Raw genomic sequence first — 25,734 nt, 5'->3', positions numbered from 1 at the left:
GTGTTTCACGTGTTCCGGGTGGTCGCGGCACAGGTTACGGGGGAGTGACCTGCTGTGGCAGTGCCCAGAGAGTTGCCGTGAGTCGCCGCGAGCTGTCCTGAGTCGCAGTGGCAGTACCCGAAGAGTTGCCCCGGCAGTGCCTAAAGAGTTCGCAATGTCCGAATAGGCCTTGTCGGACGCGGTAGTTCCGGCTTAGCGTCCTTTGGGGACACGGACGGGGTGGGTCCGGTCCGTAGGGGGGACACGTGGGGGGACCCGTGGCCGGGAGCGTCAGCGGAGTACCGGTCGACGCCGACCGGAACGTTCCGGGCCTGATCGTGAAGTTTGGTGACTATCCGCTGCACCACGGCGGTGTGGGCGCCATCCGAAGTCTGGGCCGCCTCGGCATACCGATGTATGCGATCACCGAGGACCGTTACACGCCTGCCGCGGCCTCGCGCTATCTGCGCCGTGCCTTCGTCTGGCCGACGACGGGGACGGAGGAGCCGGAGCGTCTCGTCGAGGGGCTGCTGCGGATCGGGGCCCGCATCGGGCGGCCGACGGTGCTCGTCCCGACGGACGAGGAGGCGGCCGTCCTGATCGCTGAGCACCAGGAGGAGCTGGGGGAGTGGTTCCTCTTCCCTCGGGTGGACGCCAAACTGCCCCGGCGCCTCGCCAGCAAGCAGGGCCTGCACGAACTCTGTGTGGAACACGGCATCCCCAGTCCGGCGGCGGCCTTTCCGCAGTCGTACGAGGAGATCGTGGCGTTCGCCGAGAGCGCCCGGTTTCCGATCGTCGCCAAGAACCGGGAGGCGTTCGTACGCCGCAGCCAGCCGGCGGTGAACGGGACGACGAGGATCGCGACCCGGGAGGGGCTTCTGGCACTCGCCCGGGACTGGGGTGATCAGCCTGGCGTGATCCTCCAGGAGTACCTGCCCAGGGAGGAGGCGGAGGACTGGATCGTGCACGCGTACTTCGACGCGGACTCGACGCCGCTCGCGATGTTCACGGGCGTGAAGGTCCGCTCCTGGCCGCCGCACGCGGGAATGACGGCGAACGCGTACGTCGTCGACAATCCGGAACTCGCGGACCTCGCCGCGCGTTTCATCAAACAGATCGGCTTCAGTGGCGTCATCGACCTCGACCTGCGCTTCGACCGGCGCGACGGGCAATACAAACTCCTCGACTTCAACCCCCGGATGGGCGCGCAGTTCCGGCTCTTCGAGAACGAGTCTGGGATCGACGTCGTCCGTGCCATGCATCTCGACCTGACCGGGCGCACCGTTCCCGAAGGTGAACAGCGGGCCGGTCACCGGTACATCGTGGAGAACATCGACCTGCCGGCCCTGCTCGCCTACCGGCGCAGCGGCTATACGACCCCGCACGCGCCGGCTCGCGCGAGCGGTACGGAGCTGGCCTGGCTGGCGGGTGACGACCTGCGGCCGTTCTTCACGATGCTCGCGCGCTTCGTGCGGCCGGGCGCGAGGCATCTGTATCAGCTGTGGCGGACCAACCGCCGTGGCAACAGCACCAGTACGACCACGAAGTGACGAAAGTACGTCCTGGGGAGGGACTTCGTGATTCATCCGGTAGCAGTCATCGGTGCCGGCCCGTTCGGCCTGTCCACCGCCGCCCATCTGCGGGCGCGCGGCATCCCGGTGCGCGTGTTCGGCGAGCCCATGGTGAGCTGGCGTGACCACATGCCCGAGGGGATGCTTCTCAAGTCGACTCCGGCCGCCTCCAGCCTCGACGCCCCGCAGCCCGGCCACACGATCGCCGACTACTGCGACGCGGCGGGGATCCGCCGGCTCGTCACGGACGAGGACATCATTCCGGTCGAGACGTTCATCGCGTACGGAGAGTGGTTCCAGCAGAAGCTGGTGCCCGAGCTGGAGCGGGTGCGGGTCGTGTCCGTCGACCGCCGGGGCGGCGAGGGCTTCGAACTCAAGCTGGACTCGGGGGAGTCGTTCACGGCGCGGGCGGTCGTCGTGGCCACGGGACTGTACGGACTCGCCCATCTGCCGCCCGAACTCGGCGGCGCCGCGGCGGACGGACCCACACCGACCGGTCCCGTCTCGCACAGCTCCCAGCACCACGACCTCACCCGGTTCTCCGGCAAGGAGCTGATCGTCGTCGGCGCGGGCCAGTCCGCGCTGGAGACGGCGGCGCTCGCGGCGGAGGCGGGCGCGCGGGTACGGGTGGTGTCCCGGGGACGAGGCAGGGTCGCCTTCGGCGCGCCGCCCTGGAAGCAGCCGAAGCTGCGCCCCGAGTCGCCCTTCGGACGCGCCTGGTCCCTGTGGGCGCTCAGCTACTACCCGCACCCCTACCGCTATCTGCCCGCCGAGACCCGGCACTACCTGGTCCGCCGAGTCCTCGGCCCGCTCGGCGCGTGGTGGCTGCGCGACCGCTTCGAGGGCAAGGTCGAGGTCAGCGAGGTCTCCGGGATCGTTCGCGCCGACGTCTCCGACGGGCGTCCGGTCCTCTCCGTGCAGACCTTGGGGGGCCGGACCGAGGAGGTTTCCGCCGACCATGTCATCGCGGCGACCGGCTATCGCGTCGACATCGCCGCGATGGACTTCCTGGGACACGAGCTGCGTACGGAGCTCGAGGTGAGCCGCGGCACTCCCAAGCTCGGTGCGGGGTACCGCTCCTCGGTGCCCGGGCTGTACTTCACGGGGTTGCCGGCGGCGGCTTCCTACGGGCCGGTGATGCGGTTCGTGTGCGGTACGGAGTTCGCTTCGCCGCGGCTGGCCAAGCACTTGGCGGGCGCGCACGGGTGAGGTGGCCGGGGTCCGTACGGCCGAGGGGGCGGTGGCTTGTGAGCCACGCCCCCGGGCCGGGTCCAACCGGCCGCGCCGGAACTCGTGTTGGGCTCAGGCAGCCACAGTCACCGCAGCCGCGTCATCCTCTGGAGTGACATTCCGGTCGGAGTCTTTTCGTACCGCCCGCTTCGGTGAGCGGGGGCGGAAGTGCACTCTGTACGCCCGGTACGCCCCGTACGGTGAACGGCGTTGCTGACGGGATACCGGACGTCGTCCGGTTCACGCCGGGCCGATGAGTCGTTCGATCCGTATTCTTCGGATCATGGCCGCTCCGACTGCATATTCACTTATCGCCACTGACCTGGACGGAACGCTGCTCCGCGGCGACGACACCCTTTCCGACCGGTCCCGGGCCGCGTTGGCGAGGGTGGCCGAGGCGGGCGCCCGGCACCTGGTCGTGACGGGGCGCCCGGCGCCGAGAGTTCGACCGCTGCTCGACGAACTCGGCGGCGCGGGGCTGGCGGTGTGCGGGCAGGGGGCGCAGTTGTACGACGCGGCTGCGGACCGCCTGCTGTGGTCGGTGACCCTGGACAGGGAACTCGCGGAGACCGCGCTCGGCAAGATCGAGGCGGAGGTCGGGCTGCTCTACGCCGCGGTGGACCAGGACGGCGTGGACGGGCTGACGCTCATCGAGCCGGGGTACGTGATGCCGCATCCGACGCTTCCGGCGGTACGGGTGCACCGCCGCGACGACCTGTGGACGGAGCCGATCAGCAAGGTGTTGCTCCGTCACCCGTCGCTGTCCGACGACGAGTTGGCCTCGGCGGCCCGGGGTGTGGTGGGCTCGCTGGCCACCGTCACCATGTCGGGGCCCGGGACCGTCGAACTCCAGCCATGCGGCGTGACCAAGGCGACCGGTCTGGCGCTCGCCGCCGCCCACCTCGGTCTCACTCCCGCCGCCACCATCGCCTTCGGTGACATGCCCAACGACATCCCCATGTTCGACTGGGCCGCCCGGGGGGTCGCCATGGCCAACGCCCATCCGGAGCTGAAGGCGGTGGCCGACGAAGTGACGCTGTCTAACGAGGACGACGGGATCGCGGTGGTACTGGAGCGGTTGTTCCCGTGCCGGACGGATCGGTTCCGGGAGTCCCGAGAGCCCCGGCAGCCGTCCGAGTCTCCTCGGCCCCGTCAGCCCCGGCCGTCGTACCAGCCCTACCGGCCCAGCCAGCCCCACCAGTCCTATCAGTAGGGCCCGTTGACGTTGTCGATCGAGCCGTACTTCGCCGCCGCGTAGTTGCAGGCCGCCGTGATGTTCGCGACCGGGTCGTAGGGGTTCATCGATGTGCCCGGCACGTGGTACGCCTTGAACGTCGGGTCGATGACCTGGAGGAGGCCCTTGGAGGGGATACCGGCCTTGGCGTTGGAGTCCCAGTTGTTGATGGCCAGGGGGTTCCCGGAGGACTCGCGCATGACGTTGCGGTGGATGCCGTTGTAGGTGCCGGGGATCTTGGCGCGGGCCATGATGTCCAGCGAGTGCTTGATCCATCCGTCGAGGTTGTTCGCGTACGTCTTCGCAGAGGCCTTGGTGGCGGTGGGCGCCGAGGCCTTCTTGGTGGGGGTTTGGACCGTTTTGGTGCCCACGGTCAGGGTGAGGCCCGGGCGGAGCGTCGACGGGTCGGGGCCTATGACCGCGCGGTTGGCGACGTACAGCTTCGCCGCGCCACCGCTCGTGGGGTACTTCTGCGCGATCTTGGCCAGGGTGTCGCCCGCGACCACCTTGTACGTGATGAGCTGGACGTCGGTGGTGGTGGCGGCGGTGGGAGCGGCGGCCTGTGCGCAGGTCGCGCCCATGATCGGGAGGACGAGCGTGACTCCGCCCAGTCCCGCGGCGAGGATGCCCCGCGTGAGGATGCTGTGGGTCTTGAAGCTGTGACGTTTGCCTCGTGCGGACATGGCGAATTCCTCTCCGGTGCCTGCGAGGTGAGCTGTCGGGTTCGGGCGGGAGCTGCCCGGCCGCACCGTGTGTGCGACTTCACCCCTAGCCGTTCCGGTGTCCGGATCGGCGGCTTACCTGGGTCCCCCGCTCCTGCCGTGCGTGTGTGGGTGGCTGGGATATTCCGGTCGGCGGCAGGATTGGGCGGTCCGTCCGGATCGACGTGAACGTATGCGAGAGCACATGTCCGGAACAAGCCCTGATTTCCCGGTGTAGATCGCTTTCACCTGCGAAATACATGGGAGAAAATGCCCGATTAATCCGGAACGTGACACTCAACTTGCCTTGTGCAAAGGGGGAGTCGTCAAGGGGGGATAAAGAGTTCACCCCGTATGGGCGTGACCCAACTCACGCGACCAAGCAGAAATAAACCGGCACTGGCGGCAAATCGGACATCAGGCTTCGAGTGTCCCGGCCGGTGAGGCCGCGGGCGGAGCCGGGCGCACCTCCCACGCGGACAGATGCGTGTCGGGGTCGTCGTCGGGGAGCCGGCCGGCGTTGGGCTTGAAGTAGATGCCGTAGGCCCGGTATTCGGGGAGTTCGTGGCACATCAGGTCCGGGTAGGGGCCGAACTCCTGCCCCGCGTAAGCCCTGTTGACCCTCGCCACCGAGTCGGCCCGGGGGATCCCGAAGCGCGTGACCATCTCGTCGGCCATCTCGCGGAAGTACGCGAGCATCCCCTCGTCCAGGGCCATCAGGAACTCACCGGTCCGCGCCGTGCTCCTCGGGGTTGCCCATGACGCCGCCGGGACTCCAGCCCGCCGTCCGGGGGATTCTCCTCTCCCACGTCCGATGGAAGACCACCTCGTTGCCGTCCTTGCGGATCAGCTCGTTCGAGGTGATGAACTCCCGGGCGCCGCAGCTGAGTTCGGAGCGTGCCTCGACCCGGGCCTCCCAGGGCAGCTCCGGGCGGTGCAGACGGATCGACCTCGTCGAGCGGGTGCGGGCGGAGAGCGGGTCCGACTCGTCGATGGTGTACGTGTCCAGGGCGTCCTCCGTGCATTCGAGGCCGTCCGGGTGGACACGGGTGCCGTCCTGGCGAGGGTCGACCTCCACACGCCACTCGCCCCTCGCCACGTCACGGGCGACCAGGCGTTCGGGGCGGGGTTCGTCAAGGGTGGCCGGGGACGTCACTCCCAGGGGGTTCGGACTGCTCCGGCTCCTCGAAGGTGATCCCCGGGTCCGACTCGCGCGCTCGCACCGGAAGTTTCGAGGGAACTGGCCGCCGGGTCCAGGATGAACCCCGCCGCCGAGCCAGACTGGGGCCAGATCCATGGCCAGTAGGCGGAGGAGAGGGAGAGCCGGATGCGGTGGCCGGGCGGGAACGCGTAGCCGATGGCCGGCACGTCGAAAACCACGTCCTCCGTAGAGCCCGGTTTCCAGGAGACCGCCTGGTCGGAGCCGTAGCGCGCTGGCAGGTTCAGAGCACCCCAGGTCACCAGCGTCGAGGAACCGTCGGCAGCGAAGTCGCACACCCGGGCGATCACCTGGCCCCGGGGGGAGTGCGACGTCAGACGGAGGCGGACCCTCGGGCGCCCCAGGATCCAGGTCTCCCCCGGGACCTCGAACTCGAAGCAGGCCGATCTCGCGTCCTCCTCCCGCTGGTTCGGCGGCAGGTCCGCGTCGTTCCCGACGGGACGGAAACGGCCCCCGTCCACGCCCGTGTGCTGAGGGGAGCGCACCGGCACCGGTGCGCCCGCAGCGCGTACGCGATCGGGGTCACGGAAGGTGAGGGCCAGGCGGTGTCGCCCACCCAGCGGCCGGGGAGGGACGGGTACGTCGTCGCCGGGGGGTGTGCGGCCATGACGTAGGAGCGCAGGAGGGGCTGCGCCATCACGTCACGGTTGTTCACGCCGGGGTTCGGATGGGCGGTCGTGTCTGGGTCCGGTTCGGCGGTCGTGCCGGGGTTCGGACGGGCGGTCGTGTCTGGGTCCGGTTCGGCGGTCGTGCCGGGGTTCGGATGGGCGGTCGTGCCGGAGTCCGGGTGGGCGGTCGTTTCGGCGTCCGGGTGGGCGGTTGCGCCGGGGCCCCGATCGGCGGTCCCGTCGGGGCCGGGATTGTTGATCGCACCGAGGTCGGGATCGCCGATCACGTAGAGGTCGGGATGACCGATCACGTCGGGCTCGGGCTCTGGGACGCTCGTATCGGTCGGCCTGAGCCAGTGGTCCCAACCACCTCGGCGTCTCCTGGAGGAAGCCGATCGCCGGGCCTGGCGGCAGGCCCCGGTCCGGGTACTGGTGGCACCAAGGGCTGATCAGGCCGCGCACGCGGTCGGAGGGAAGGCTCTCGACCAGCCGCAGCACCGTGTCGCGGTACGGGTCGTGCCAGCCGCCCACCGCGAGCACGGCGGCCCGGATCCCTCCGTATCCCCCGTCCTCGCGCACACCGGCGTGGCGCCAGTACGCGTCCCGGGTCGGGTGGGACAGCCACGTATGGATGAACGGCTCCACAGTCTCCAGGCGCTTCACCCACATGTCGCGCCACATCGCCTGGCCCACGTGTGCCGGATCCGGCGGACGGGCGACGTCGGCGAGCGCCGTGGCCGCCCGTGCGTCCGCCTCGACGGCGAGGACGGAACCTCCCATGCGGTGCCCGTCGTTGTCATAGGGATCGTCGGTCGAGCAGACCGTGACGATCGCCTTGAGCGGTTCGGGCGCGAGGGCCGCGATCCGGAGGGAGGTGAAGCCGCCCCGGGAGACGCCGAACATGCCTGCCGTGCCGCTGCACCAGGGCTGGTCCGCCAGCCAGTGGATCACTTCCACCCCGTCGGCCCGCTCGCCCTCGCCGTACGGGTCCGCCGGCACGCCCTCCGAATTGCCGTAACCGCGGGCACCACCCGGACGGAGGCGTAGCCGTGGCCTGCGTACCAGGGGTGGCGCTGCCAGTCGCGTGGCGCGGTCCGGTCGGTGAGCCGGTCCGGGAGATATTCGAGGAGCGCGGGGACGGGTGCGTCGGTCAGCGGACGCCACGCGCGCGCGTGCAAGCGGGTGCCGTCCGGGAGAGGGATCCACGGATCCTCGTGAGTCGTCTCGTGCGAGAAGGACGTACGGATGTGCATGCTCATCGCGGTGTCTGCGGTGTCTGCGGTGTCTGCGGTGTCCTCGGTGTCCTCGGTGTCTGCGGTGTCCTCGGCGTCCTCTGCGTCCTCAGTGCCCTGCGGTCGTCCCCGGTCCCCGGTCGTCTTCGGCGGTCGGCGGCCGGCTCTCAATCCGTCCGATCAGTCAATACGTCTGATATCCGGCTGAATCTACTGATCAAGAACATACCGTCCGTGATCCCGTACCGCCCGGGTGTGGGACTGTCTGCCGCTCGGGGGACATCGGATGGCGGAGGAGAGGGAAGTCGGGAGGAAGTCGGCAGTGGGGACGGTGGGCGCTCGTGGTGATCGAAACGTGACCGGATACGCTGACTTGAGTGATGGCAGCGACACATCGACAAACCGTGTCATCGACCGAATGATCGACCGAGTTCGCCATGTGATCGTCAGCAGACAGGAGAACCTCTCGTGACCGTCGTCGGGCCGTTCGGGCTGAGCGTGCGGGACCAGGCTCTCGAAGCCGATGTCCAGGCCGGATTGACGGCTGTGGAGGAGGGCTTGCTCGAAGTCACCAAGAGCGAGGTCCCCTTCATCACAGAGGCCGCGCAGCACCTGCTGCGCGCCGGCGGGAAGCGGTTCCGTCCGCTGCTCGTGATGCTCGCCGCGCAGTTCGGTGACCCCTATGCGCCGGGTGTCGTGCCCTCGGCCGTGGTCGTCGAACTGACCCATCTCGCCACCCTGTACCACGACGACGTGATGGACGAGGCCGACGCGCGGCGCGGCGTGCCCAGCGCGAACACCCGCTGGGGCAACTCGGTCGCCGTGCTCACCGGCGACTTCCTCTTCGCGCGCGCGTCGCACACCCTGGCCGACCTCGGGCCCGAGGCCGTCCGCATCCAGGCCGAGGCGGTCGAGCGGCTTGTCACCGGACAGATCCTGGAGACGGCGGGGCCCCGCGACGGGCGCGACCCGGTCGACCACTACCTCGACGTGCTCAGCGGCAAGACCGGCTCGCTGGTCGCCGTGGCGTGCCGGTTCGGCGCGATGATGTCGGGCGCCGACGAGACGGTCGTGGACGTGCTGACACAGTACGGGGAGCGGCTGGGCGTCGCCTTCCAGCTCGCGGACGACGTGCTGGACATCGCCTCCGACTCGCACGAGTCCGGGAAGACGCCGGGTACGGACCTGCGCGAGGGTATCGCCACGCTGCCGGTGCTGCGGCTGCGTGAGCGGGCGGAGCGGCTCGGTCTCGCCGAGGACATCGCGCTGTGCGAGCTGCTCGACTCCGACCTCACGGACGACGACCGGCACGCGGAGGCGCTGGCCCTGCTGCGGGCGCATCCCGCGCTGGAGCAGGCCCGCCGTGACACCGTGCGGTACGCGGAGGAGGCCCGGGCCGCGCTCGTTCCGCTCCCCGAGTGCGACGCGAAGGCCACGCTCGCGGAGCTGGTGGACGCGGTGGTGCACCGGGCCGGATAGACGCCCGGAGCGACCACTGGCGTATGCCCTTCGCGGTACCGGCCACACCCTCTTGCGTGTGACGCACGTCACATTGTTGGATTGAGTCCAGGGTAGGAATCGATCCGTACTCCCGTACAGAAGCTGACGCAGGGGGTGTCAGCTGCATTACGGGGAGAAAAAAGAATCATGGAATCGAACGCCACGTTCAATACCATGTCGGACATGCGTCGCAAGGGCCTGGTCCTGGCCGGTGTCGCGGTGGCAGCCGCGGCCGGTGTGGCCGCCGCCGTCATCCCGGCGGTCGCCGCCGGCGGCAGCCACCACAGTGACCACGGCGGCATGAGCCACTCGGCGCACGGCGACCGGACGATCGTCGCGCAGAGCGGAGTCGTCGGCGGCAGCGGCGGCACCATCCTCGCCACCAGCCTCCGTGGCGCCAACGAGGTGCCCGTCCAGGGTGGCCCCGCCGTCGGTGACAAGGACGGCGCGGCACTGGAGTTCATCAAGGTCAAGGGGGACAAGGTGTCCGTCGCCGTGACCTGGCGCGGCACCGGCGGGCCGACCATGCTCCACATCCACCAGGGCGCCAAGGGCACCAACGGCGGCGTCAAGATCGACTTCACCAAGCTGCTCGGCAGGATCAAGGGTCACCACGTGGTCGGCACCGTGAAGGTGAAGGACGCCGCGCTGCTGGAGCGGTTGAAGAACGACCCGGGTGCGTTCTACGCCAATCTGCACACCGCCGAGTTCCCGGGCGGAGCCGTCCGCGGCCAGCTCCACAAGGTCACCGGCTCCTTCGACTTCCGTGACGCCCTCGACAACTTCCAGGCGTCCGTGGTCAAGGGAAAGCAGATCTACGAGTGCAAGCCCGCCGAGGGAGGTGGCTACGCCTTCGCGCAGCGTGACGTCGCGGCGCTGCTCGGTGGCGACATCGTGCACACGTTCGTGAAGCCCAACTCCGGTACGCCGCAGTGGGTCGCGCCCGACCGCAGCGCGGTCACCGGAGCGGTGATCTCCAAGACTCCGAACGGCGACAAGAACATCGCCGAGCTGGACCTCAAGGCCACCCAGTCCGGCAAGCACCGCGGTCTGCTGGCCGACACGCAGGAGATCCTGCGGCTCAACACCGTGGGCGGGGTCGCCCCGGCCGGTTCCTGCTCGCCGGGCACGATCGTGGACGTCCCCTACCGGGCGGACTACGTGTTCGTGCAGCGCTGACGGACACGGGCTTCGTGCGGCACTGACGGACACGGGCCTGGTGCAGCGCTGACGGGTACCGAGGCGCAGTGAGGCTCATGCGGTGGTTTTCCCAACCTCTACGGGTCGGGGGAGCCACCGCCTCCTCACGTCATACCGCAGGACTACGTGGAGTTGAGTCCGGGGTCTGACGCTTCTCGTCGGCCGATTTGGTCAGATTGAGAACACCACTCCTCACCGGTTCGGGTGAGAATGGCGGCTACAGGGGTGGAGAAGTGAGGACGGTAGGCCGCCGCCGACGACGGAGGTAAGGCACACATGGCACCGTACGAATCCGACAGGACCGCCGGGGCGGAAGGGCTGCCCGACGAGGCCGACGACGTCCGCGCCGGCCGGCGCAAGGCGGCTCGTTACGTCGTTCCGGTCGCAGTGGTGGGGGTGGCGGCCGCGACCATCGGGCTCGTCCCGGCGCTCGCCGACTCCGGCGACCCCAGCCTGCCGAAGATCACCGCAGAGCAGCTCATCGAGAAGATCGCCAAATCGGACGTCCAGCAGCTGTCCGGCACGGTCAAGGTCAGCACCGATCTCGGACTGCCCAGCCTGGGCGGCCTGGAGAGCGGCATGCTGTCCGGCGCCACCAAGGGATCCGGCGGCTCCTCCGCCGACCCGCAGTCCAAGCTCATGGAGCTGGCCTCCGGCACGCACACGGTGCGCGTCGCGGCCGACGGCCCGGACAAGGCCAAGGTCTCCGTCCTGGAAAACGCCGCCGAGTACAGCGTCATCCACAACGGCAGCGACGTATGGGCGTACGACAGCAAGTCGAACGAGGTGTACCACTCGACGGCCCCCGCAGCCGAAAAAGGCCGGGAGAAGGCGCCGAAGGACGTCCCGACGACGCCCAAGGAGCTCGCTGACGAGGCCCTGAAGTCGGTCGACGACACGACCTCCGTGACGGTCGACGGCACGGCGCAGGTCGCGGGCCGTGACGCCTACAAGCTGCTCATCAAGCCGAAGCAGTCCGGCTCCACGGTCGGCGCGATCACCGTCGCGGTGGACGCGAAGACCGGGGTGCCGCTGAAGTTCACGCTGGTCCCGAAGAGCGGCGGCGCGGCCGTAGTGGACGCCGGCTTCACCCAGGTCGCCTTCGCCAAGCCGGCCGCCTCGACCTTCGACTTCACCCCGCCGAAGGGTGCGAAGGTCACCGAGGGCAAGGACTCCAAGGACTCCAAGGCCCCGGAGTCCGCTCCGACCCGCGGTGACCTCGGCAAGGGGCTCGACGGTCTGAAGACCATCGGCAAGGGCTGGAGCACCATCGCGGAGTTCGACACGGGCGGCCAGGGCATGCCCTCCGGCTCGTCGTCCGAGGGCGGCAACGTCTCCGGGTTCCTGAACTCCCTCGGCGATCACGTCAAGGGCAAGTTCGGCTCGGGCACGGTCTTCTCGACCCGCCTGGTCAACGCGCTGATCACGGACGACGGCAAGGTGTACGCCGGTGCGGTCACCAAGGACGCGCTGGTGAAGGCGGCCAACGCGGCCCACTGAGCACCGCAGGGACGGAACCGACGGACGGAACCGACCAGGGCACGGACGAAGCTGAAACGAGGGAGCCCATGGAGGAGCGGTCCGCCGAGGGTACGGACCCGCCTGTGGCGGGCACCGCCACCGCGTCCGCCGAGGGCACGGTGATCGCCACCCGCGCGCTCACCAAGCGCTTCCGCGGCGGACAGCTCGCCGTGGACGGCCTCGATCTGACCGTCCCGGCGGGCAGCGTCTTCGGCTTCCTCGGACCCAACGGCTCGGGCAAGACCACCACCATCCGCATGCTGATGGGCCTGATCGGGCCGACCTCGGGTACGGCGCGTGTGCTGGGGCAGCCCATGCCCCGCGCCACCCGCGCCGTGCTCCCGCACGTGGGCGCCCTCATCGAGGGCCCCGCGCTGTACGGCTTCCTCTCCGGCCGTGACAACCTCCTCCGGTACGACGCCGCCGACCCGACCGCCGACCCGCACACCCGGCGTACCCGCGTCGCGGCCGCCCTCGACCGGGTCGGACTCACCGCGGCCGCGGGCAAGAAGGCGAAGGCGTACTCGCTCGGCATGAAGCAGCGGCTCGGGCTCGCGGCCGCGCTGCTCCAGCCCCGCCGCCTGCTCGTCCTGGACGAGCCGACCAACGGCCTCGACCCGCAGGGCATGCGCGAGATCCGTTCCCTCGTGCGGGAGCTGGCCTCGGACGGCACGACCGTCTTCCTCTCCTCACACCTGCTCGACGAGATCGAGCAGGTGTGCACGCACGCCGCCGTGATGGCACAGGGGCGGCTGATCACCCAGGGCCCGGTGGCGGAGCTCGCGGCGGGGGCACGCGGGCGGCTCGTCGTGACCACCCCGGACCCCGGGGACGCGGCGCGCGTACTGAAGGAACAGGGAATCGCGGATCTCGTCGTGACGGAGACGGGCGTGACCGCCGAACCTCCGGACCGCGAACTCGCCGAACTGAACGCCGCGTTGGTCACGGCGGGCGTCCGCGTCCGTGGCTTCGGCGTCGAACGGGCCTCACTGGAGGACGCGTTCGTGGCGCTGACGGGGGAGGGGTTCGATGTCGCGGGCTGAGACCGAGGGCGAGGCTGAGGTCGAGGCCGAGGCCATACGCGTCCAGGACACGGCGGTACGGAAACCGAGCCCCCTGTGGACCTTCGGACTCTTCCGCAGCGAGCTCCTCACCACCTTCCGGCGCTGGCGGACCATCGCGCTGCTCACCGTGCTCGCGGCCGTGCCGATCCTCATCGGTATCGCGATCAAGATCGAGACCCGCGACGGCTCGACGGGGGGCGGTGGTGGCGGCGAAGGACCGGCGTTCATCTCGCAGATCACCAACAACGGCCTTTTCCTGGTGTTCACGGCGCTCGCCGCGACCCTCCCCTTCTTCCTGCCGATGGCCATCGGCGTCATCGCGGGCGACGCGATCGCGGGCGAGGCGAACGCGGGGACGCTGCGCTACCTGCTGGTCGCGCCCGCCGGCCGCACCCGCCTGCTGCTCACCAAGTACGCGACCACCATGACGTTCTGCCTGGTCGCGACCTTGGTGGTGGCGCTCTCGGCGCTCGCGGTCGGCGCGCTGCTCTTTCCCCTGGGCGAGCTGACGACGATCTCCGGGACCCGGATCAGCTTCACCGAGGGGCTCGGGCGGGCGTTCCTCATCGCACTGGTCGTCGCCGCGTCACTGATCGGCGTCGCGGCCCTCGGCCTGTTCGTCTCGACGCTGACCAACAGCGGCATCGCGGCGATGGCGACGACGGTCGGCCTTCTCATCACCATTCAGATCCTGGATCAGATCCCCCAGCTCCACGCCCTCCAGCCGTACTTCTTCTCCCACTACTGGCTGTCCTTCGCCGACCTCATGCGCGACCCGGTGTACTGGGACGACCTGGTCCGCAATCTCGGACTCCAGGGCCTGTACGCGGCGGTGTTCGGCTCGGCGGCGTGGGCGCGGTTCACGGCGAAGGACATCACCGCGTAGCCGCTGGCGCGGCTGCCACGCCCTGGGTTTCGCGCCTCTCGCGCCTGTCGTCGGTGTCGTGCGTCTCGTAGGGGTAGCGGGCGAGCGGTGCCTCCCGTGCGAAGAACGTCTTCGCGCGCGCCAGCGCGGCCGTGTCCTTCAGTACGTCACCGGGCTTGCTGCCGTTGCCGAGCAGGACCCCGCCGAAACGCATGGCCAGGTAAGCGGCCGAGTGGTCGAGAGTGCCGATCAGCGGGTCGGCGACCTCTTCCTCCTCGTGCGCCAGCGCGGTGACGCCCCAGAGGGTGCGACCCGCCATCCTGGCCCTGAAGTCGACGCCGGGGGTACGCAGCCACCCCGACCAGTAGTCCAGGTAGCGCTTGGTGAGGCCGGACACCGAGTACCAGTACAGCGGCGAGGCGATCACGATGTCGGTGGCCGCCAGGGTCGCGTCGAGCAGCAGTGCCGGGTTGCTCCCGGCGGCCGGGTGTACGTGGTCGCCGTCGCGCCGCAGGTCCACGAAGTCGGGCAGCGGGTGCTCGGCGAGGCTCAGCCAGCGCTGCTCGACATCCGCGGGCAACTGTTCGGCGGCCAGGCGGGCCAGCAGCTCGGTGTTGCCGTCGGGGCGGCTGCTGCCCAGCAGGAACAGGAAATGACGGCTCATGGGTCCCCCAGGGTGCGCGTGCGACGGGTCGTGGAACACCACGACACAACTACATGCGTGCACAATATATGCATGCGCATGCGACGTCCATGCTGCGATACGGGGATGGGGGATGCCTGCCGCCTGCCACCTGCTGCTGGCTGCCCGCCGCAGGCCGCCGGGGGTCTTGTCGGGGGTCAGAGCAGACGCGCGGCGCCCGTCAGGCGGGCCAGCGCGGCCGTTTCGCGGGGCGGCGGCGAGGCGAGGTCACCGATGCGCCACGCCGGGATCCACGGCACCTGATGCACGTCGATCATCGAATCGATCACCTTGACGCGCTGGGCGAGTGGGCGGGGCAGCCGTCCGGGTGCGTCCGCGACCAGCACCACGGCGTCGAGGTCGAGCCCCGGGGGCGCCTCGCCCCGGCGGAAGGTGTCCAGGGTGTGCGAGACGGCGTCCAGTCCCGTCGCGTGCGTACGTCCGACGAGGAGCACCGACCCCGGTTCTCCCTGGTCGGGCCGGGGCCAGTTCCGCCCGGCGTCATGGCCGCCGAAGACCGCGGCGAGTGTGGTGGTGCCGGCCCCGCCGTGCGTCGCGACCCAGGCGAACCGTCGTGGGCCGACGGCGAGGTGGCCCGGTTCGCCCCCGGCGGGTTCGGGCCACCGAGTGGGTTCCACCGTGTCGGCGACCGGCCCGCGGAGCCAGATTTCGGGCCCCTCCGTCCCCTGCCGCGTGCTGCCCTGCATCACCTGACCACTCTCCTCGGCCGTCCGTTGTCGGTCATCGGCCGTCACCGACCGTCATCCTTTTTTGTCGGCCACTCTTACGAGCCTGTGACGTCGTAGTGACGCATGCAGCGGTGGTGAGCCGAGAGACTTGACTGTATGTACCCGACCGGATCTTGAGGCAAGGTCGACGCATGGAAGTACGACCCGAGTGAGGGAATCGATGTCTCGACTCAGCCGCGAACAGAAGCGGGAATCCAAGCGGCAGCGCTCGGCGGTCGGCCCCGGTGCCGGCCCGCTGGAGGTGTGGGTCCCCGTGCCTGCGGGGGAAAGCGGGGGCGCCGCCACGGTCGGCGGTGTGCCGGTCGTCGTCGTGCCCGGCGAGACCGTCCAGGCCGCCGTCCTGAACCACCTCCACGGACTCGCCCTCGCCGTCGGTCACTCCGTCCTCGCCACCGTCCACGACGAACGGATCGGCTTCGTCGTACCGCTGGAGGTGTACGGGGACGGGTCGAGCCGGTACGCGGGCGAGCCGGTACGGGTGGGGCCGCCGGCCGAGGTGCCCGGGGTACAGGAATCCCTTCCCGCGATGCCCGCGGCTCCCCCCGCGCCGCCGCCGGTACCTCCGGTTCCGCCGCGGGACAGCGCGACACACGTGGTGCGGGCCGTGGAGGAGCCGCAGCCCGCGCCGCGGCCGATGCCGGTGTCGGAGCCTCAGCCCCTGCCCGGGGCCGCGGCGACGCATGTGCTGCGGGCGCTGCCGGAGCCGACGCGGGATGCCACGCCCGGCGTCGCGGTGGCTCCGACGGGCGAGTTCGGGCCGCCGCCCGTGGGGCTGACTCCTGAGCGTCCGGTCCCCGCGATGGAGGCCATGTCCCTCATGGACCCCGAGCCGGAGCCGGAACCGAAGCCCACTCCCGCGCGCGGCTTCGACGCCGTCGCCGAGTCGGTGCTGGCACCGGTTCAGGAGACGGAGGGCGCGGCGTTCCTCGTGGAGCCCGTGGCGCGGATCAACGAGGCCGTGAAGACGGGCCGGATCGAAGAGGCCACGGGGATGGCGGAGCGGGTCGGCGCGGACGCGGCGCGGTCACTGGGCCCCGAGCACCCGGAGGTGCTGCGGCTGCGTGAGCTGACCTCGTACATCGCCTACTTGGCCGGTGACCCGCTCCGGGCGTTCCACCTCTCCCTCGACCTCGCCCGGGTCCGCAGGCGGCACCAGGACCCCGACGCCGCGTACGGCAACGTACAGAGCGCCGCCGCGGCCTGGCGCGCCGTCCGCGACCCCGTGCAGGGGCTGAACCTGGGGCAGGACCTGATCACGCTGTGGACCGAACTCGTGGCCGACGGCGGCCCCGCGGCCGACGACCTCGAACAGCTCGACTCGGCCCGCACCCGCATGACCCGCCTCGCGGACCGGGCCCGGGTCCGGTCCCTGGCGGACAACCCGTACACGCCCTAGGAGGGCTGGGAGACGGGGCCCCGCAGGAAGGCTCCAGGCAGCCCCCACGGAGCCCTCACGGAGCCCCCAGGCAGCTCCCACGGAGTCCTAGGAGCCTAGGAGGACAGCGTCCACACGGCGTGCGCCAGCGCGTCCGCGTTCCGGTTCAGCGCCGTGTCGTCGATGTTGGACGCCGTGTCGCAGGAGGCGTGGTAGCAGCGGTCGAAGGCCTGGCCGGAGGTGCCGCCCCACTTGGCGGCCTGGGCGGCCGTCTTGATGTAGTCGGCGCCGCTGAAGAGGCCGCCGACCGGTATGCCCACGTTCTTGAAGGGGGAATGGTCCGAGCGGCCGTCGCCCTCGGTCTCGGGCTCCGTGGCGATGCCGACGCCCGCGAAGTAGTCCTTGAAGGTCTTCTCGATCGTGGGGTCGTCGTCGTAGACGAAGTAGCCGGGGTTCGGCGAGCCGATCATGTCGAAGTTCAGATAGTCGCTGATCTTCGCCCGGTTCGCGGAGGACAGGCTGTTCACGTAGTACTTCGAGCCGACCATCCCCAGCTCCTCCGCGCCCCACCAGGCGAAGCGCAGGTGCTTGGTGGGCTGGTACTGGGCCCGGGAGACGGCGAGCGCGGTCTCCAGGATCGCGGCGGAGCCGGATCCGTTGTCGTTGATGCCGGGCCCCGCGGTCACGCTGTCGAGGTGGGAGCCCGCCATGACGACCTGGTTGGTGTCGCCGCCGGGCCAGTCGGCGATCAGGTTGTACCCGGTGCGGCCGGAGGACGTGAACTGCTGGAGGGTCGTGGTGAATCCGGCCGCGTCCAGCTTCGCCTTCACGTAGTCGATGGAGGCCTTGTAACCGGTGCGGCCGTGTGCGCGGTTGCCGCCGTTGGCGGTGGCGATGGACTGCAGTTGTGCGAGATGGGCCTTGACGTTGGCCACGGGGATGTCGGGTGCGGCGGCCGCGGCGGTGGGGGCGGGCGCCGCGCCGGTTATCGCGCCGGTGGTGAGGAGCGTGACGGCCGCGACGACGACAGCGCCGGTGGCACGCCCGGGAACGGAGAGCTTCATGTGGGGGGCTCCGGATTCCTTGTGGGAAAGAGGTGCCTGATGGTGTTTCTGAGGCTGACGTTCCGTCAAGAGCGCAATCCGGTCAGGGTGGTTCGCATAGCGGACCCGGGCCGCCGGGTCGAGCGATGCTCACTGCACGCAGAACTCGTTCCCCTCCGGGTCGGCCATCACCACCCACTCGCCGGCCGGTTCCTTCACGTGCCGCAGCACGTCCGCGCCCAGCCCCTCCAGCCGGGCGACCTCGTCCGCGCGTCGGCCCTCGCCCGGGTGCAGGTCGAGATGGAGCCGGTTCTTGACGGTCTTCGGTTCAGAGACGCGCTGGAAGAGCAGGCGCCGCCCGAGCCCGATGCCGCGCTCCTTGTCGTACGGGTCGTCCGGATGCCGTACGGCGATCAGATCCCGGAAGGCCGGGCGGCCGTGGAAGTCGACGGCGGCCTCGGCCGGCAGGGCACCGAGGCCCAGCAGTCGTTCGACGAGCGCGCTGTTGTCCTCGACCTCGTAACCGAGGGCGGCGGCCCAGAAGTCGGCTTGGGCGTGCGGGTCGGTGGCGTCGATGACCAGCTTCCAGTGCACGGGCGTAGGCGTCATGCAGCCACTCATAGTGGTTGCGTGACCGAGCGTGCAACGGATTCGCGCAGGTGCCCCTCGAACACCGGATCCCAGACCCCGGATCCCGGATCCCGGATCCCGGACCCCAGACCCCGGACCCCAGACCCCGGACCCCAGACCCCGGCCCCCGGCCCCCGGACCCCCCGAGGTTTCCAGACGCGCGGGGGTAGGGACGGCCGGGGCGAAACTCTACGACTTGGCGTCCACGGCGGCGGCACTCCGCACGCCGGCAACGGCACCCCCGACGGCCCCGGCCTTGAGTGCCCGAGCCGCCCGCCGCGCGGTCCGCAGCGCGTCGAAGGTGAGCAGCGACAGCGCGAGCCAGACCAGCGCGAACCCGGCCCACCGCTCCGGCGGCATGGCCTCGTGGAAGTAGAGGATGCCGAGCAGGAACTGGAACACCGGGGCGAGGTACTGCAACAGCCCCAGTGTGGACAACGGCACCCGTATCGCGGCCGCGCCGAAACAGACCAGCGGAAGCGCGGTCACCACGCCCGTCGCCGCGAGCAACGTCGCATGCCCCGCACCCTGTGTGCCGAAGGTCGCGCCCCCGCTCGAACCCAGCCACAGCAGATAGGCGAGCGCGGGCAGGAACTGGATCGCCGTCTCGGCGGCGAGCGACTCGATCCCGCCGAGGTTGACCTTCTTCTTCACCAGCCCGTACGTGGCGAAGGAGAAGGCGAGGGTGAGGGAGATCCACGGTGGCCGGCCGTACCCGATGGTGAGGACGAGCACCGCGGAGAAGCCGACACCGACCGCCGCCCACTGCACGGGGCGCAGCCGTTCCTTCAGCAGCAGGACGCCCATGGCGATGGTGACGAGCGGGTTGATGAAGTAGCCGAGGGACGCCTCGACGACGTGCTCGCTGTTCACGGCCCAGATGTAGACGCCCCAGTTGATCGTGATCACGGCCGCCGCGACGCTGATCAGCGCCAGCTTGCGCGGCTGTCGCAGCAACTCGCCGAGCCAGGCCCAGCGCCGCATCACCAGCAGGGTGACGCCGACCACGGCGAGGGACCACACCATCCGGTGGGCGAGGATCTCCAGGGCCCCGGCCGGCTTCAACAGCGGCCAGAAGAGGGGAACGAGCCCCCACATGCCGTACGCGGCGAACCCGTTCAAGAGCCCGATGCGCTGCTCGGCCTTGGATGTCCGGGGCCGTGTCGGGCCGACTGGGCCACTGGAACTCATGGAGCCGGTCGCACCCATCGAATTCTTCGCCTGCTGCACGGCCACCGGCCCTCCCTCTCGCACGGCTGCTCCCGCGCAGCCTCCAAGAAGGTAGCGCCGGGCACCCCCGACTGTCATGCCCGTATCGCTATACGGTCATGACAGTCGGGGGTGCGGGTGGCGACGGTGCCGGGGCCCGAGGGGGAGTCAGCCCTTCAGCGCCGCCGCGATCGACTCGGCGACCGGCGTGGTCGGGCGGCCGGTCAGCCGGGACAGGTCACCGCTGGTGCCCGCGAGCTCGCCCTTCTCGATGGACGCGTCGACGCCCGCCAGGATCGCGGCGAGGGGGCCGGGCAGTCCGGCGCCGGTCAGGATGCCGGTGAGCGCCTCGACGGAGACGGCGTTGTAGGCGATCTCCTTGCCGGACTGCTCGGCCACCAGGGCGGCGTACTCGGCGAAGCTCCACGCGGTGTCGCCGCTCAGCTCGTACGTCTTGTTCTCGTGGCCCTCGCCGGTCAGTACGGCCACGGCGGCGGCCGCGTAGTCGGCGCGGGCGGCGGAGGCGACCTTGCCGTCGCCGGCGGCCTGGGTGACGGCCCCGTACTCGAGAACCGGGGCGAGGTTCTCGGTGTAGTTCTCGTTGTACCAGCCGTTGCGCAGCAGGGCGTAGGGCACACCCGACTCCAGGATCGCCTTCTCGGTGCCCTTGTGGTCGTCGGCGAGGGCGGCGGTGAGGGTGCCCGGGGCGCTGGTGTACGCGAAGAGTGCGACCCCGGCGGCCTTGGCGGCGTCCAGGACGACCTGGTGCTGGGCCACGCGGCCCTTGTCGAACTCGTTGCCGGAGATGAGCAGCACCTTGTCACCGGCGGTGAAGAGGGTCCCGAAGGTCTCGGGCTCGTTGTAGTTGGCGACCGCGATCTTCACACCGCGGGCCGCGAAGCCGGCGGCCTTCGCCGCGTCGCGGACGACGGCGGTGATCTGGCCGGCCGGAACCTTCTCCAGTAGCCCCTCGATGACGTGGCGGCCGAGGTGTCCGGTGGCTCCGGTGACGACGATGCTCATGACTTAGCTCCTTGTGGGGTGGGTCTGCCACTAACCCTAGGAGGTGCGCTAACTCTGCGAAAGTACCCACTTTGAAGTAAGGTACTGGCATGGGAGTAAGTGCAAAAGCGCCCGCGGCCGTCTCCAGGTACGACACCGGCGAGGCGATGTGCCCGTACCGCCTCGTCCTGGAGCACGTCACCAGCCGCTGGGGCGTGCTCGTGCTGATCGAGCTCCTCGACCGCCCCTACCGCTTCAGTGAGCTGCGCCGGGCGATCGGCCGGGTCAGCGAGAAGATGCTCACCCAGACTCTCCAGACCCTGGAGCGCGACGGTCTGGTCCACCGTGACGCGAAGCCCGTGATCCCGCCCCGTGTCGACTACTCGCTCACGGAACTGGGCCGCGAGGCCGCAGAGCAGGTGCGCGCGCTGGCCGTCTGGACCAAGGACCGGATGGACGACGTCGAGAAGTCCCGCCACGCGTACGACGAGGCCCGGGCGTCAGCCACCCGGGCCCCTGGAACTTCTTGAACGTCGCGAAGAACGTCGCGAAGAACGTCTCGAAGAACGTCTCGAAGAACGTCTCGAAGAACGTCTCGAACGGTTGGCTCGCTCAGCCGACGACCGTCCAGGTGTCCCCGCCCGCGAGGAGCGTCGCCAGGTCGCCCTTGCCGTTCTGTTCGATGGCCGTGTCGAGCTGCTCGGCCATCTGAGTGTCGTAGACCGGCCGCTCCACGGAGCGCAGAACGCCGATCGGGGTGTGATGCAGGGTGTCCGGGTCGGCCAGCCGGGAGAGCGCGAAGGCCGTGGTCGGGGACGCGGAGTGGGCGTCGTGGACCAGGATCTGTGCCTCGTTCTCCGGGGTGACGGCGACGACCTTCAGGTCACCGGTCAGCTGATCCCGTACGACACCCTTGGCGCGGTCCGCGCCGAAGCGGATCTGCTGCCCGTGTTCGAGGCGGATCACCGCCTCTTCGGCCTGCTGCTTGTCCTTGAGGACCTCGAAAGCACCGTCGTTGAAGATGTTGCAGTTCTGGTAGATCTCCACCAGCGCCGTGCCCGGGTGGGCGGCGGCCTGCCGCAGTACGTCGGTGAGGTGCTTGCGGTCGGAGTCCACGGTCCGGGCCACGAAGGACGCCTCCGCGCCGATGGCCAGGGACACCGGGTTGAAAGGCGCGTCCAGCGAGCCCATCGGCGTCGACTTGGTGATCTTGCCGACCTCGGAGGTCGGCGAGTACTGCCCCTTGGTGAGGCCGTAGATCCGGTTGTTGAACAGCAGGATCTTCAGGTTCACGTTGCGGCGCAGCGCGTGGATCAGATGGTTGCCGCCGATGGAGAGGGCGTCCCCGTCACCGGTCACCACCCACACGCTCAGGTCCCGCCTGCTGGAGGCGAGCCCCGTCGCGATGGCGGGCGCGCGGCCGTGGATGGAGTGCATGCCGTACGTATTCATGTAGTACGGGAAGCGGGACGAGCAGCCGATGCCCGACACGAAGACGATGTTCTCCTTGGCGAGGCCGAGCTCGGGCATGAAGCCCTGCACGGCGGCCAGGACCGCGTAGTCACCGCAACCGGGGCACCAGCGCACTTCCTGATCGGACTTGAAGTCCTTCATGGACTGCCTGGCCTCGGCCTTGGGCACCAGAGTGAGCGCCTCGATCGTGTCCGCGCTTCCTGTGGTCGTCTCAGCCATCGATGGCCTCCTTGAGCGCCGTGGCGAGCTGTTCGGCCTTGAACGGCATGCCGTTGACCTGGTTGTAGGAGTGCGCGTCGACCAGGTACTTCGCCCGGACGAGCGTGGCGAGCTGGCCGAGGTTCATCTCGGGGATCACCACCTTCTCGTAACGCCTCAGCACCGCGCCGAGATTCCGGGGGAACGGGTTGAGGTGGCGCAGATGGGCCTGCGCGATGTTCTCCCCGGCCGCCCGCAGCCGCCGTACCGCCGCGGTGATGGGTCCGTACGTCGAACCCCAGCCCAGAACCAGGGTGTCGGCCTCGCCGGACAGGTCGTCGACCTCGATGTCCGGGACGTCGATGCCGTCGATCTTCGCCTGGCGGGTGCGGACCATGAAGTCGTGGTTGGCGGGGTCGTAGGAGATGTTGCCCGTGCCGTCCTGCTTCTCGATGCCGCCGATGCGGTGCTCGAGCCCCGGTGTGCCCGGGATCGCCCAGGGGCGGGCCAGGGTCCCCGGGTCGCGCTTGTACGGCCAGAACACCTCGGTGCCGTCGTCCAGGGTGTGGTTCGGACCTTGTGCGAACTGCACCCGCAGGTCCGGGAGTTCGTCGACCTCAGGGATCCGCCACGGCTCGGAGCCGTTGGCCAGGTAGCCGTCGGAGAGGAGGAGGACGGGGGTGCGGTAGATGAGGGCGATCCGGGCCGCCTCCAGGGCGGCGTCGAAGCAGTCGGCCGGTGTGCACGGGGCGACCACCGGGACCGGGGCCTCTCCGTTGCGCCCGTACATCGCCTGGAGCAGGTCCGCCTGCTCCGTCTTCGTCGGCAGACCCGTGGAGGGCCCGCCGCGCTGGATGTCGATGACCAGGAGCGGCAGTTCGAGGGAGACCGCGAGCCCGATGGTCTCCGATTTCAGTGCCACGCCCGGCCCGGAGGTGGTGGTGACGGCGAGGGAGCCGCCGAAGGCCGCGCCCAGGGCGGCGCCGATGCCCGCGATCTCGTCCTCGGCCTGGAAGGTGCGCACGCCGAAGTTCTTGTGCCGGCTCAGCTCGTGCAGGATGTCGGAGGCCGGGGTGATCGGGTAGGAGCCCAGGTAGAGGGGCAGGTCCGCCTGTTTGGAGGCGGCGATCAGGCCGTACGACAGGGCCAGGTTCCCGGAGATGTTGCGGTAGGTGCCGGTCGGGAAGGTCTTGGCGGCCGGGGCGACCTCGTAGGAGACCGCGAAGTCCTCGGTCGTCTCGCCGAAGTTCCAGCCCGCCCGGAACGCGGCGATGTTGGCGGCGGCGATCTCGGGCTTCTTCGCGAACTTGGTCCGCAGGAACTTCTCGGTGCCCTCGGTGGGCCGGTGGTACATCCAGGACAGCAGGCCCAGCGCGAACATGTTCTTGCTGCGCTCGGCCTCCTTGCGGGACAGCTCGAACTCCTTGAGCGCCTCGACCGTCATCGTCGTCAGCGGGACCGGATGGACGGCGTACGCGTCCAGCGAACCGTCCTCCAGCGGGCTGGCCGCGTAACCGACCTTCGCCATCGCCCGCTTAGTGAACTCGTCCGTGTTGACGATGATCTCCGCGCCGCGCGGCACATCACCGATGTTCGCCTTGAGTGCCGCCGGATTCATGGCCACCAGCACATTCGGCGCGTCACCGGGCGTGAGGATGTCATGGTCCGCGAAATGCAGCTGAAATGAAGAAACGCCCGGCAGTGTGCCTGCGGGCGCTCGGATTTCGGCGGGGAAGTTCGGCAGCGTCGAAAGATCGTTGCCGAAGGACGCCGTCTCGGAGGTGAAGCGGTCGCCGGTGAGTTGCATTCCATCACCGGAGTCACCCGCGAACCGGATGATCACCCGGTCGAGCCGGCGTGTCTCTTTTGCCCCCGCCGGTTTGCGCTGTTCTCCTACGACGGCTTCGTCGGCCTGCTCCGCTGGGCTACTGACCTGGCTGGTCACTTAACTGGACCTCCTTCGAGGCGGCTGTCTGGGAACGGCCTTCCCGCAGGCCTTCCCAGGACCAACCCTACGTCTGTAAGGGTCGCCTTCCCTCGGCCGTTCGCATGATGGACACCATTTTGAGACGGATCGACGCCCTGACTTGTCATGACTTACTCGCCCCCGACGCTCCTCTGGAAGACGCTTCTACCTCATCCTTCGGTTCTCGTGCCGGTCTCGCGCCGCTCTGGTGCCGTGTCGGGCGCACCCTGTCCTTCGAGTGTCCTTCGAGGGCGATTCCGCTCGGCTGACCCAGTGTCAGCCCCTCAGGAGTTCAGATAGGTGAGGACTGCGAGAACACGCCGGTGATCGCCGTCGCTCGGGGAAAGTCCGAGTTTCAGGAAGATATTGCTGACGTGCTTCTCGACCGCCCCGTCACTCACCACGAGCTGCCGCGCGATCGCCGAGTTGGTGCGTCCCTCGGCCATAAGTCCTAGGACCTCCCGCTCCCGCGGGGTGAGCCCGGCCAGTACGTCCTGCTTACGACTGCGCCCGAGCAGCTGCGCGACCACTTCCGGGTCCAGCGCGGTACCCCCCTGGGCCACCCGCACCACCGCGTCCACGAACTCGCGCACCTCCGCGACGCGGTCCTTGAGCAGGTAGCCGACGCCACGGGTCGAACCGGCCAGCAGTTCGGTGGCGTAGCGCTCCTCCACGTACTGCGACAGCACCAGCACCCCCACCCCGGGGTGCTGCTTGCGCAGCTGTACGGCCGCCTTCACACCCTCGTCGGTGTGCGTCGGCGGCATCCGTACGTCCGCGACCACGACGTCCGGCAGCGAGTCCTGGGCCGCCAGGTCGGTGATCGTCTTGATCAGCGCGTCGCCGTCTCCGACACCGGCCACTACGTCGTGCCCGCGGTCGGTCAACAACCGGGTCAGGCCCTCCCTGAGCAGCACTGAATCCTCGGCGATGACCACCCGCACCCTGTCCTCCACGATTCTCGGCCCCCCACACCATTCCCCGACCCACGCCGGCAGCGTCCCCGCTCATACGTCAGTCCACAGCATCCCAGCATTCGGATCACCCTGCGCCAAGGACAAGGGGAATCAACGGGAATCAAGGGGAATCAGGGGGAAGAGGAAGGGGGGAATACGGGGGGCGCACTTTTGGCTCCGGGTGGTTTTTTTTGGGGGGGGCGAGGGGCGAGGGGCGAGGGGCGGGGATTTCGGGCTGGTGGGGGAGTGAGGAGCAGGGGGCGTGGCCCGTTGAGGGGAGGAGGCCTTGGCGGGGCGGGCGGGGCGGAGCCCCTGGGGGCGTGCCGCCTCGTAAGGGCTCTTGGTGGGGTGCAGAGGCAGGGCCCAGCTGTGGGGCTCGGGGAGCCCGCGAGGGGGGGTGGGCTCGGGCGGGCCCGCGAGGGGGGGTGGGCTCGGGCGGGCCCGCGAGCAGCCGGGGCGGAGCCCCCTGGGGGCCGGAGGTGACGTCCGTGGTGGGGTGCAGGGCGGAGCCGCGCGGGGTTCGGGGC

Annotated in this window: 21 protein-coding genes, 1 pseudogene and 1 riboswitch; of the genes and pseudogenes, 10 read left to right on the top strand and 12 right to left on the bottom strand. The window is 69.7% G+C overall.

What is annotated here, in order from left to right; all coding sequences use genetic code 11:
- Positions 1–257: 257 nt before the first annotated feature.
- The 3 genes from ABZ656_RS00645 to ABZ656_RS00635 all read left to right on the top strand — a co-directional run bounded on the left by ABZ656_RS00645 (position 258) and on the right by ABZ656_RS00635 (position 3,993).
- A complete protein-coding gene (locus ABZ656_RS00645) occupies positions 258–1,529 on the top strand; it encodes an ATP-grasp domain-containing protein (protein WP_360263067.1) in 1,272 nt (423 codons plus the stop codon).
- 27 nt (positions 1,530–1,556) lie between these two features.
- Complete coding sequence (locus tag ABZ656_RS00640) at positions 1,557–2,759, top strand: FAD-dependent oxidoreductase (RefSeq protein WP_360263065.1); 1,203 nt, start codon at positions 1,557–1,559, stop codon at positions 2,757–2,759.
- Positions 2,760–3,063: 304 nt separating this feature from the next.
- Complete coding sequence (locus ABZ656_RS00635) at positions 3,064–3,993, top strand: HAD family hydrolase (protein ID WP_360263062.1); 930 nt, start codon at positions 3,064–3,066, stop codon at positions 3,991–3,993.
- Here the strand turns inward: ABZ656_RS00635 and ABZ656_RS00630 are convergent.
- The 3 genes and pseudogenes from ABZ656_RS00630 to ABZ656_RS00620 form a co-directional block, all read right to left on the bottom strand.
- A complete protein-coding gene (locus tag ABZ656_RS00630) occupies positions 3,987–4,697 on the bottom strand; it encodes a LysM peptidoglycan-binding domain-containing protein (RefSeq protein WP_101400053.1) in 711 nt (236 codons plus the stop codon). The two genes, ABZ656_RS00635 and ABZ656_RS00630, sit on opposite strands and share 7 nt — an antisense overlap.
- 4 nt (positions 4,698–4,701) lie before the next feature.
- Positions 4,702–4,863, bottom strand: a riboswitch (cyclic di-AMP (ydaO/yuaA leader).
- Between the two features lie 269 nt (positions 4,864–5,132).
- Complete coding sequence (locus ABZ656_RS00625) at positions 5,133–5,432, bottom strand: hypothetical protein (protein ID WP_360263059.1); 300 nt, start codon at positions 5,430–5,432, stop codon at positions 5,133–5,135.
- A gap of 7 nt (positions 5,433–5,439) precedes the next feature.
- Positions 5,440–7,795: pseudogene (locus ABZ656_RS00620) on the bottom strand (CocE/NonD family hydrolase).
- Between the two features lie 447 nt (positions 7,796–8,242).
- Here ABZ656_RS00620 and ABZ656_RS00615 point away from each other — a divergent pair.
- From ABZ656_RS00615 to ABZ656_RS00595, 5 genes are all read left to right on the top strand, one after another.
- Complete coding sequence (locus ABZ656_RS00615; protein ID WP_360263056.1) at positions 8,243–9,253, top strand: polyprenyl synthetase family protein; 1,011 nt, start codon at positions 8,243–8,245, stop codon at positions 9,251–9,253.
- Between the two features lie 195 nt (positions 9,254–9,448).
- The gene (locus tag ABZ656_RS00610; RefSeq protein WP_360263053.1) at positions 9,449–10,453 is read left to right on the top strand and encodes a CHRD domain-containing protein; all 1,005 of its coding nucleotides are present in this window, start codon (positions 9,449–9,451) and stop codon (positions 10,451–10,453) included.
- Positions 10,454–10,750: 297 nt separating this feature from the next.
- A complete protein-coding gene (locus ABZ656_RS00605) occupies positions 10,751–11,974 on the top strand; it encodes a DUF2092 domain-containing protein (protein WP_101400057.1) in 1,224 nt (407 codons plus the stop codon).
- Between the two features lie 68 nt (positions 11,975–12,042).
- Positions 12,043–13,038: an ABC transporter ATP-binding protein gene (locus tag ABZ656_RS00600; RefSeq protein WP_360263049.1), complete on the top strand. Its 996-nt coding sequence runs from the start codon at positions 12,043–12,045 to the stop codon at positions 13,036–13,038.
- A complete protein-coding gene (locus ABZ656_RS00595; RefSeq protein WP_360263046.1) occupies positions 13,025–13,945 on the top strand; it encodes an ABC transporter permease in 921 nt (306 codons plus the stop codon). The genes ABZ656_RS00600 and ABZ656_RS00595 overlap by 14 nt, the downstream gene beginning before the upstream one ends.
- Here ABZ656_RS00595 and ABZ656_RS00590 read toward each other — a convergent pair.
- Both ABZ656_RS00590 and ABZ656_RS00585 read right to left on the bottom strand, forming a co-directional pair.
- Complete coding sequence (locus ABZ656_RS00590) at positions 13,935–14,588, bottom strand: NAD(P)H-dependent oxidoreductase (RefSeq protein WP_101400060.1); 654 nt, start codon at positions 14,586–14,588, stop codon at positions 13,935–13,937. The genes ABZ656_RS00595 and ABZ656_RS00590 overlap by 11 nt on opposite strands.
- A gap of 176 nt (positions 14,589–14,764) precedes the next feature.
- Positions 14,765–15,313, bottom strand: coding sequence for a DUF6668 family protein (locus ABZ656_RS00585; protein ID WP_360263288.1), 549 nt, complete (start codon positions 15,311–15,313; stop codon positions 14,765–14,767).
- 202 nt (positions 15,314–15,515) lie between these two features.
- On the opposite strand from ABZ656_RS00585, the gene ABZ656_RS00580 reads away from it, so the two are divergent.
- Complete coding sequence (locus ABZ656_RS00580) at positions 15,516–16,751, top strand: tetratricopeptide repeat protein (RefSeq protein WP_360263042.1); 1,236 nt, start codon at positions 15,516–15,518, stop codon at positions 16,749–16,751.
- 95 nt (positions 16,752–16,846) lie between these two features.
- On the opposite strand, the gene ABZ656_RS00575 is transcribed toward ABZ656_RS00580, so the two are convergent.
- The 4 genes from ABZ656_RS00575 to ABZ656_RS00560 form a co-directional block, all read right to left on the bottom strand.
- Positions 16,847–17,794 (bottom strand): M28 family metallopeptidase, encoded by a 948-nt coding sequence (locus tag ABZ656_RS00575; RefSeq protein ID WP_360263039.1) that lies wholly within the window; start codon positions 17,792–17,794, stop codon positions 16,847–16,849.
- A 129-nt stretch (positions 17,795–17,923) separates the two neighbouring features.
- On the bottom strand, positions 17,924–18,382 hold the full coding sequence (locus ABZ656_RS00570) for a VOC family protein (RefSeq protein WP_360263036.1): 459 nt from the start codon (positions 18,380–18,382) through the stop codon (positions 17,924–17,926).
- Positions 18,383–18,592: 210 nt separating this feature from the next.
- Positions 18,593–19,594, bottom strand: coding sequence for an EamA family transporter RarD (rarD, locus tag ABZ656_RS00565; protein ID WP_101403671.1), 1,002 nt, complete (start codon positions 19,592–19,594; stop codon positions 18,593–18,595).
- A 186-nt stretch (positions 19,595–19,780) separates the two neighbouring features.
- Positions 19,781–20,635 carry an SDR family oxidoreductase gene (locus tag ABZ656_RS00560; RefSeq protein ID WP_360263033.1) on the bottom strand — a complete coding sequence of 285 codons (855 nt, stop codon included), beginning with the start codon at positions 20,633–20,635 and terminating at the stop codon, positions 19,781–19,783.
- A gap of 89 nt (positions 20,636–20,724) precedes the next feature.
- Here ABZ656_RS00560 and ABZ656_RS00555 point away from each other — a divergent pair, with 89 nt between their 5' ends.
- Entirely contained in the window at positions 20,725–21,144 is a 420-nt protein-coding gene (locus ABZ656_RS00555) for a helix-turn-helix domain-containing protein (RefSeq protein WP_101400066.1), read from the top strand.
- 82 nt (positions 21,145–21,226) lie between these two features.
- Here ABZ656_RS00555 and ABZ656_RS00550 read toward each other — a convergent pair whose 3' ends face one another.
- The 3 genes from ABZ656_RS00550 to ABZ656_RS00540 all read right to left on the bottom strand — a co-directional run bounded on the left by ABZ656_RS00550 (position 21,227) and on the right by ABZ656_RS00540 (position 25,195).
- Positions 21,227–22,306, bottom strand: a complete 1,080-nt coding sequence (locus ABZ656_RS00550; protein WP_101400067.1) for a 2-oxoacid:ferredoxin oxidoreductase subunit beta — start codon at positions 22,304–22,306, stop codon at positions 21,227–21,229.
- Positions 22,299–24,230, bottom strand: coding sequence for a 2-oxoacid:acceptor oxidoreductase subunit alpha (locus tag ABZ656_RS00545; RefSeq protein ID WP_101400068.1), 1,932 nt, complete (start codon positions 24,228–24,230; stop codon positions 22,299–22,301). Before ABZ656_RS00545 ends, ABZ656_RS00550 begins: the two co-directional genes overlap by 8 nt.
- Before the next feature lie 305 nt (positions 24,231–24,535).
- On the bottom strand, positions 24,536–25,195 hold the full coding sequence (locus ABZ656_RS00540; RefSeq protein ID WP_360263284.1) for a response regulator transcription factor: 660 nt from the start codon (positions 25,193–25,195) through the stop codon (positions 24,536–24,538).
- Positions 25,196–25,734 lie beyond the last annotated feature (539 nt).

This window comes from Streptomyces sp. NPDC007095, from assembly GCF_040634475.1.
Lineage (GTDB): Bacteria > Actinomycetota > Actinomycetes > Streptomycetales > Streptomycetaceae > Streptomyces.
Note: the sequence above shows the minus strand (reverse complement) of the source record. Positions and strands in the feature narration are given on the sequence as shown.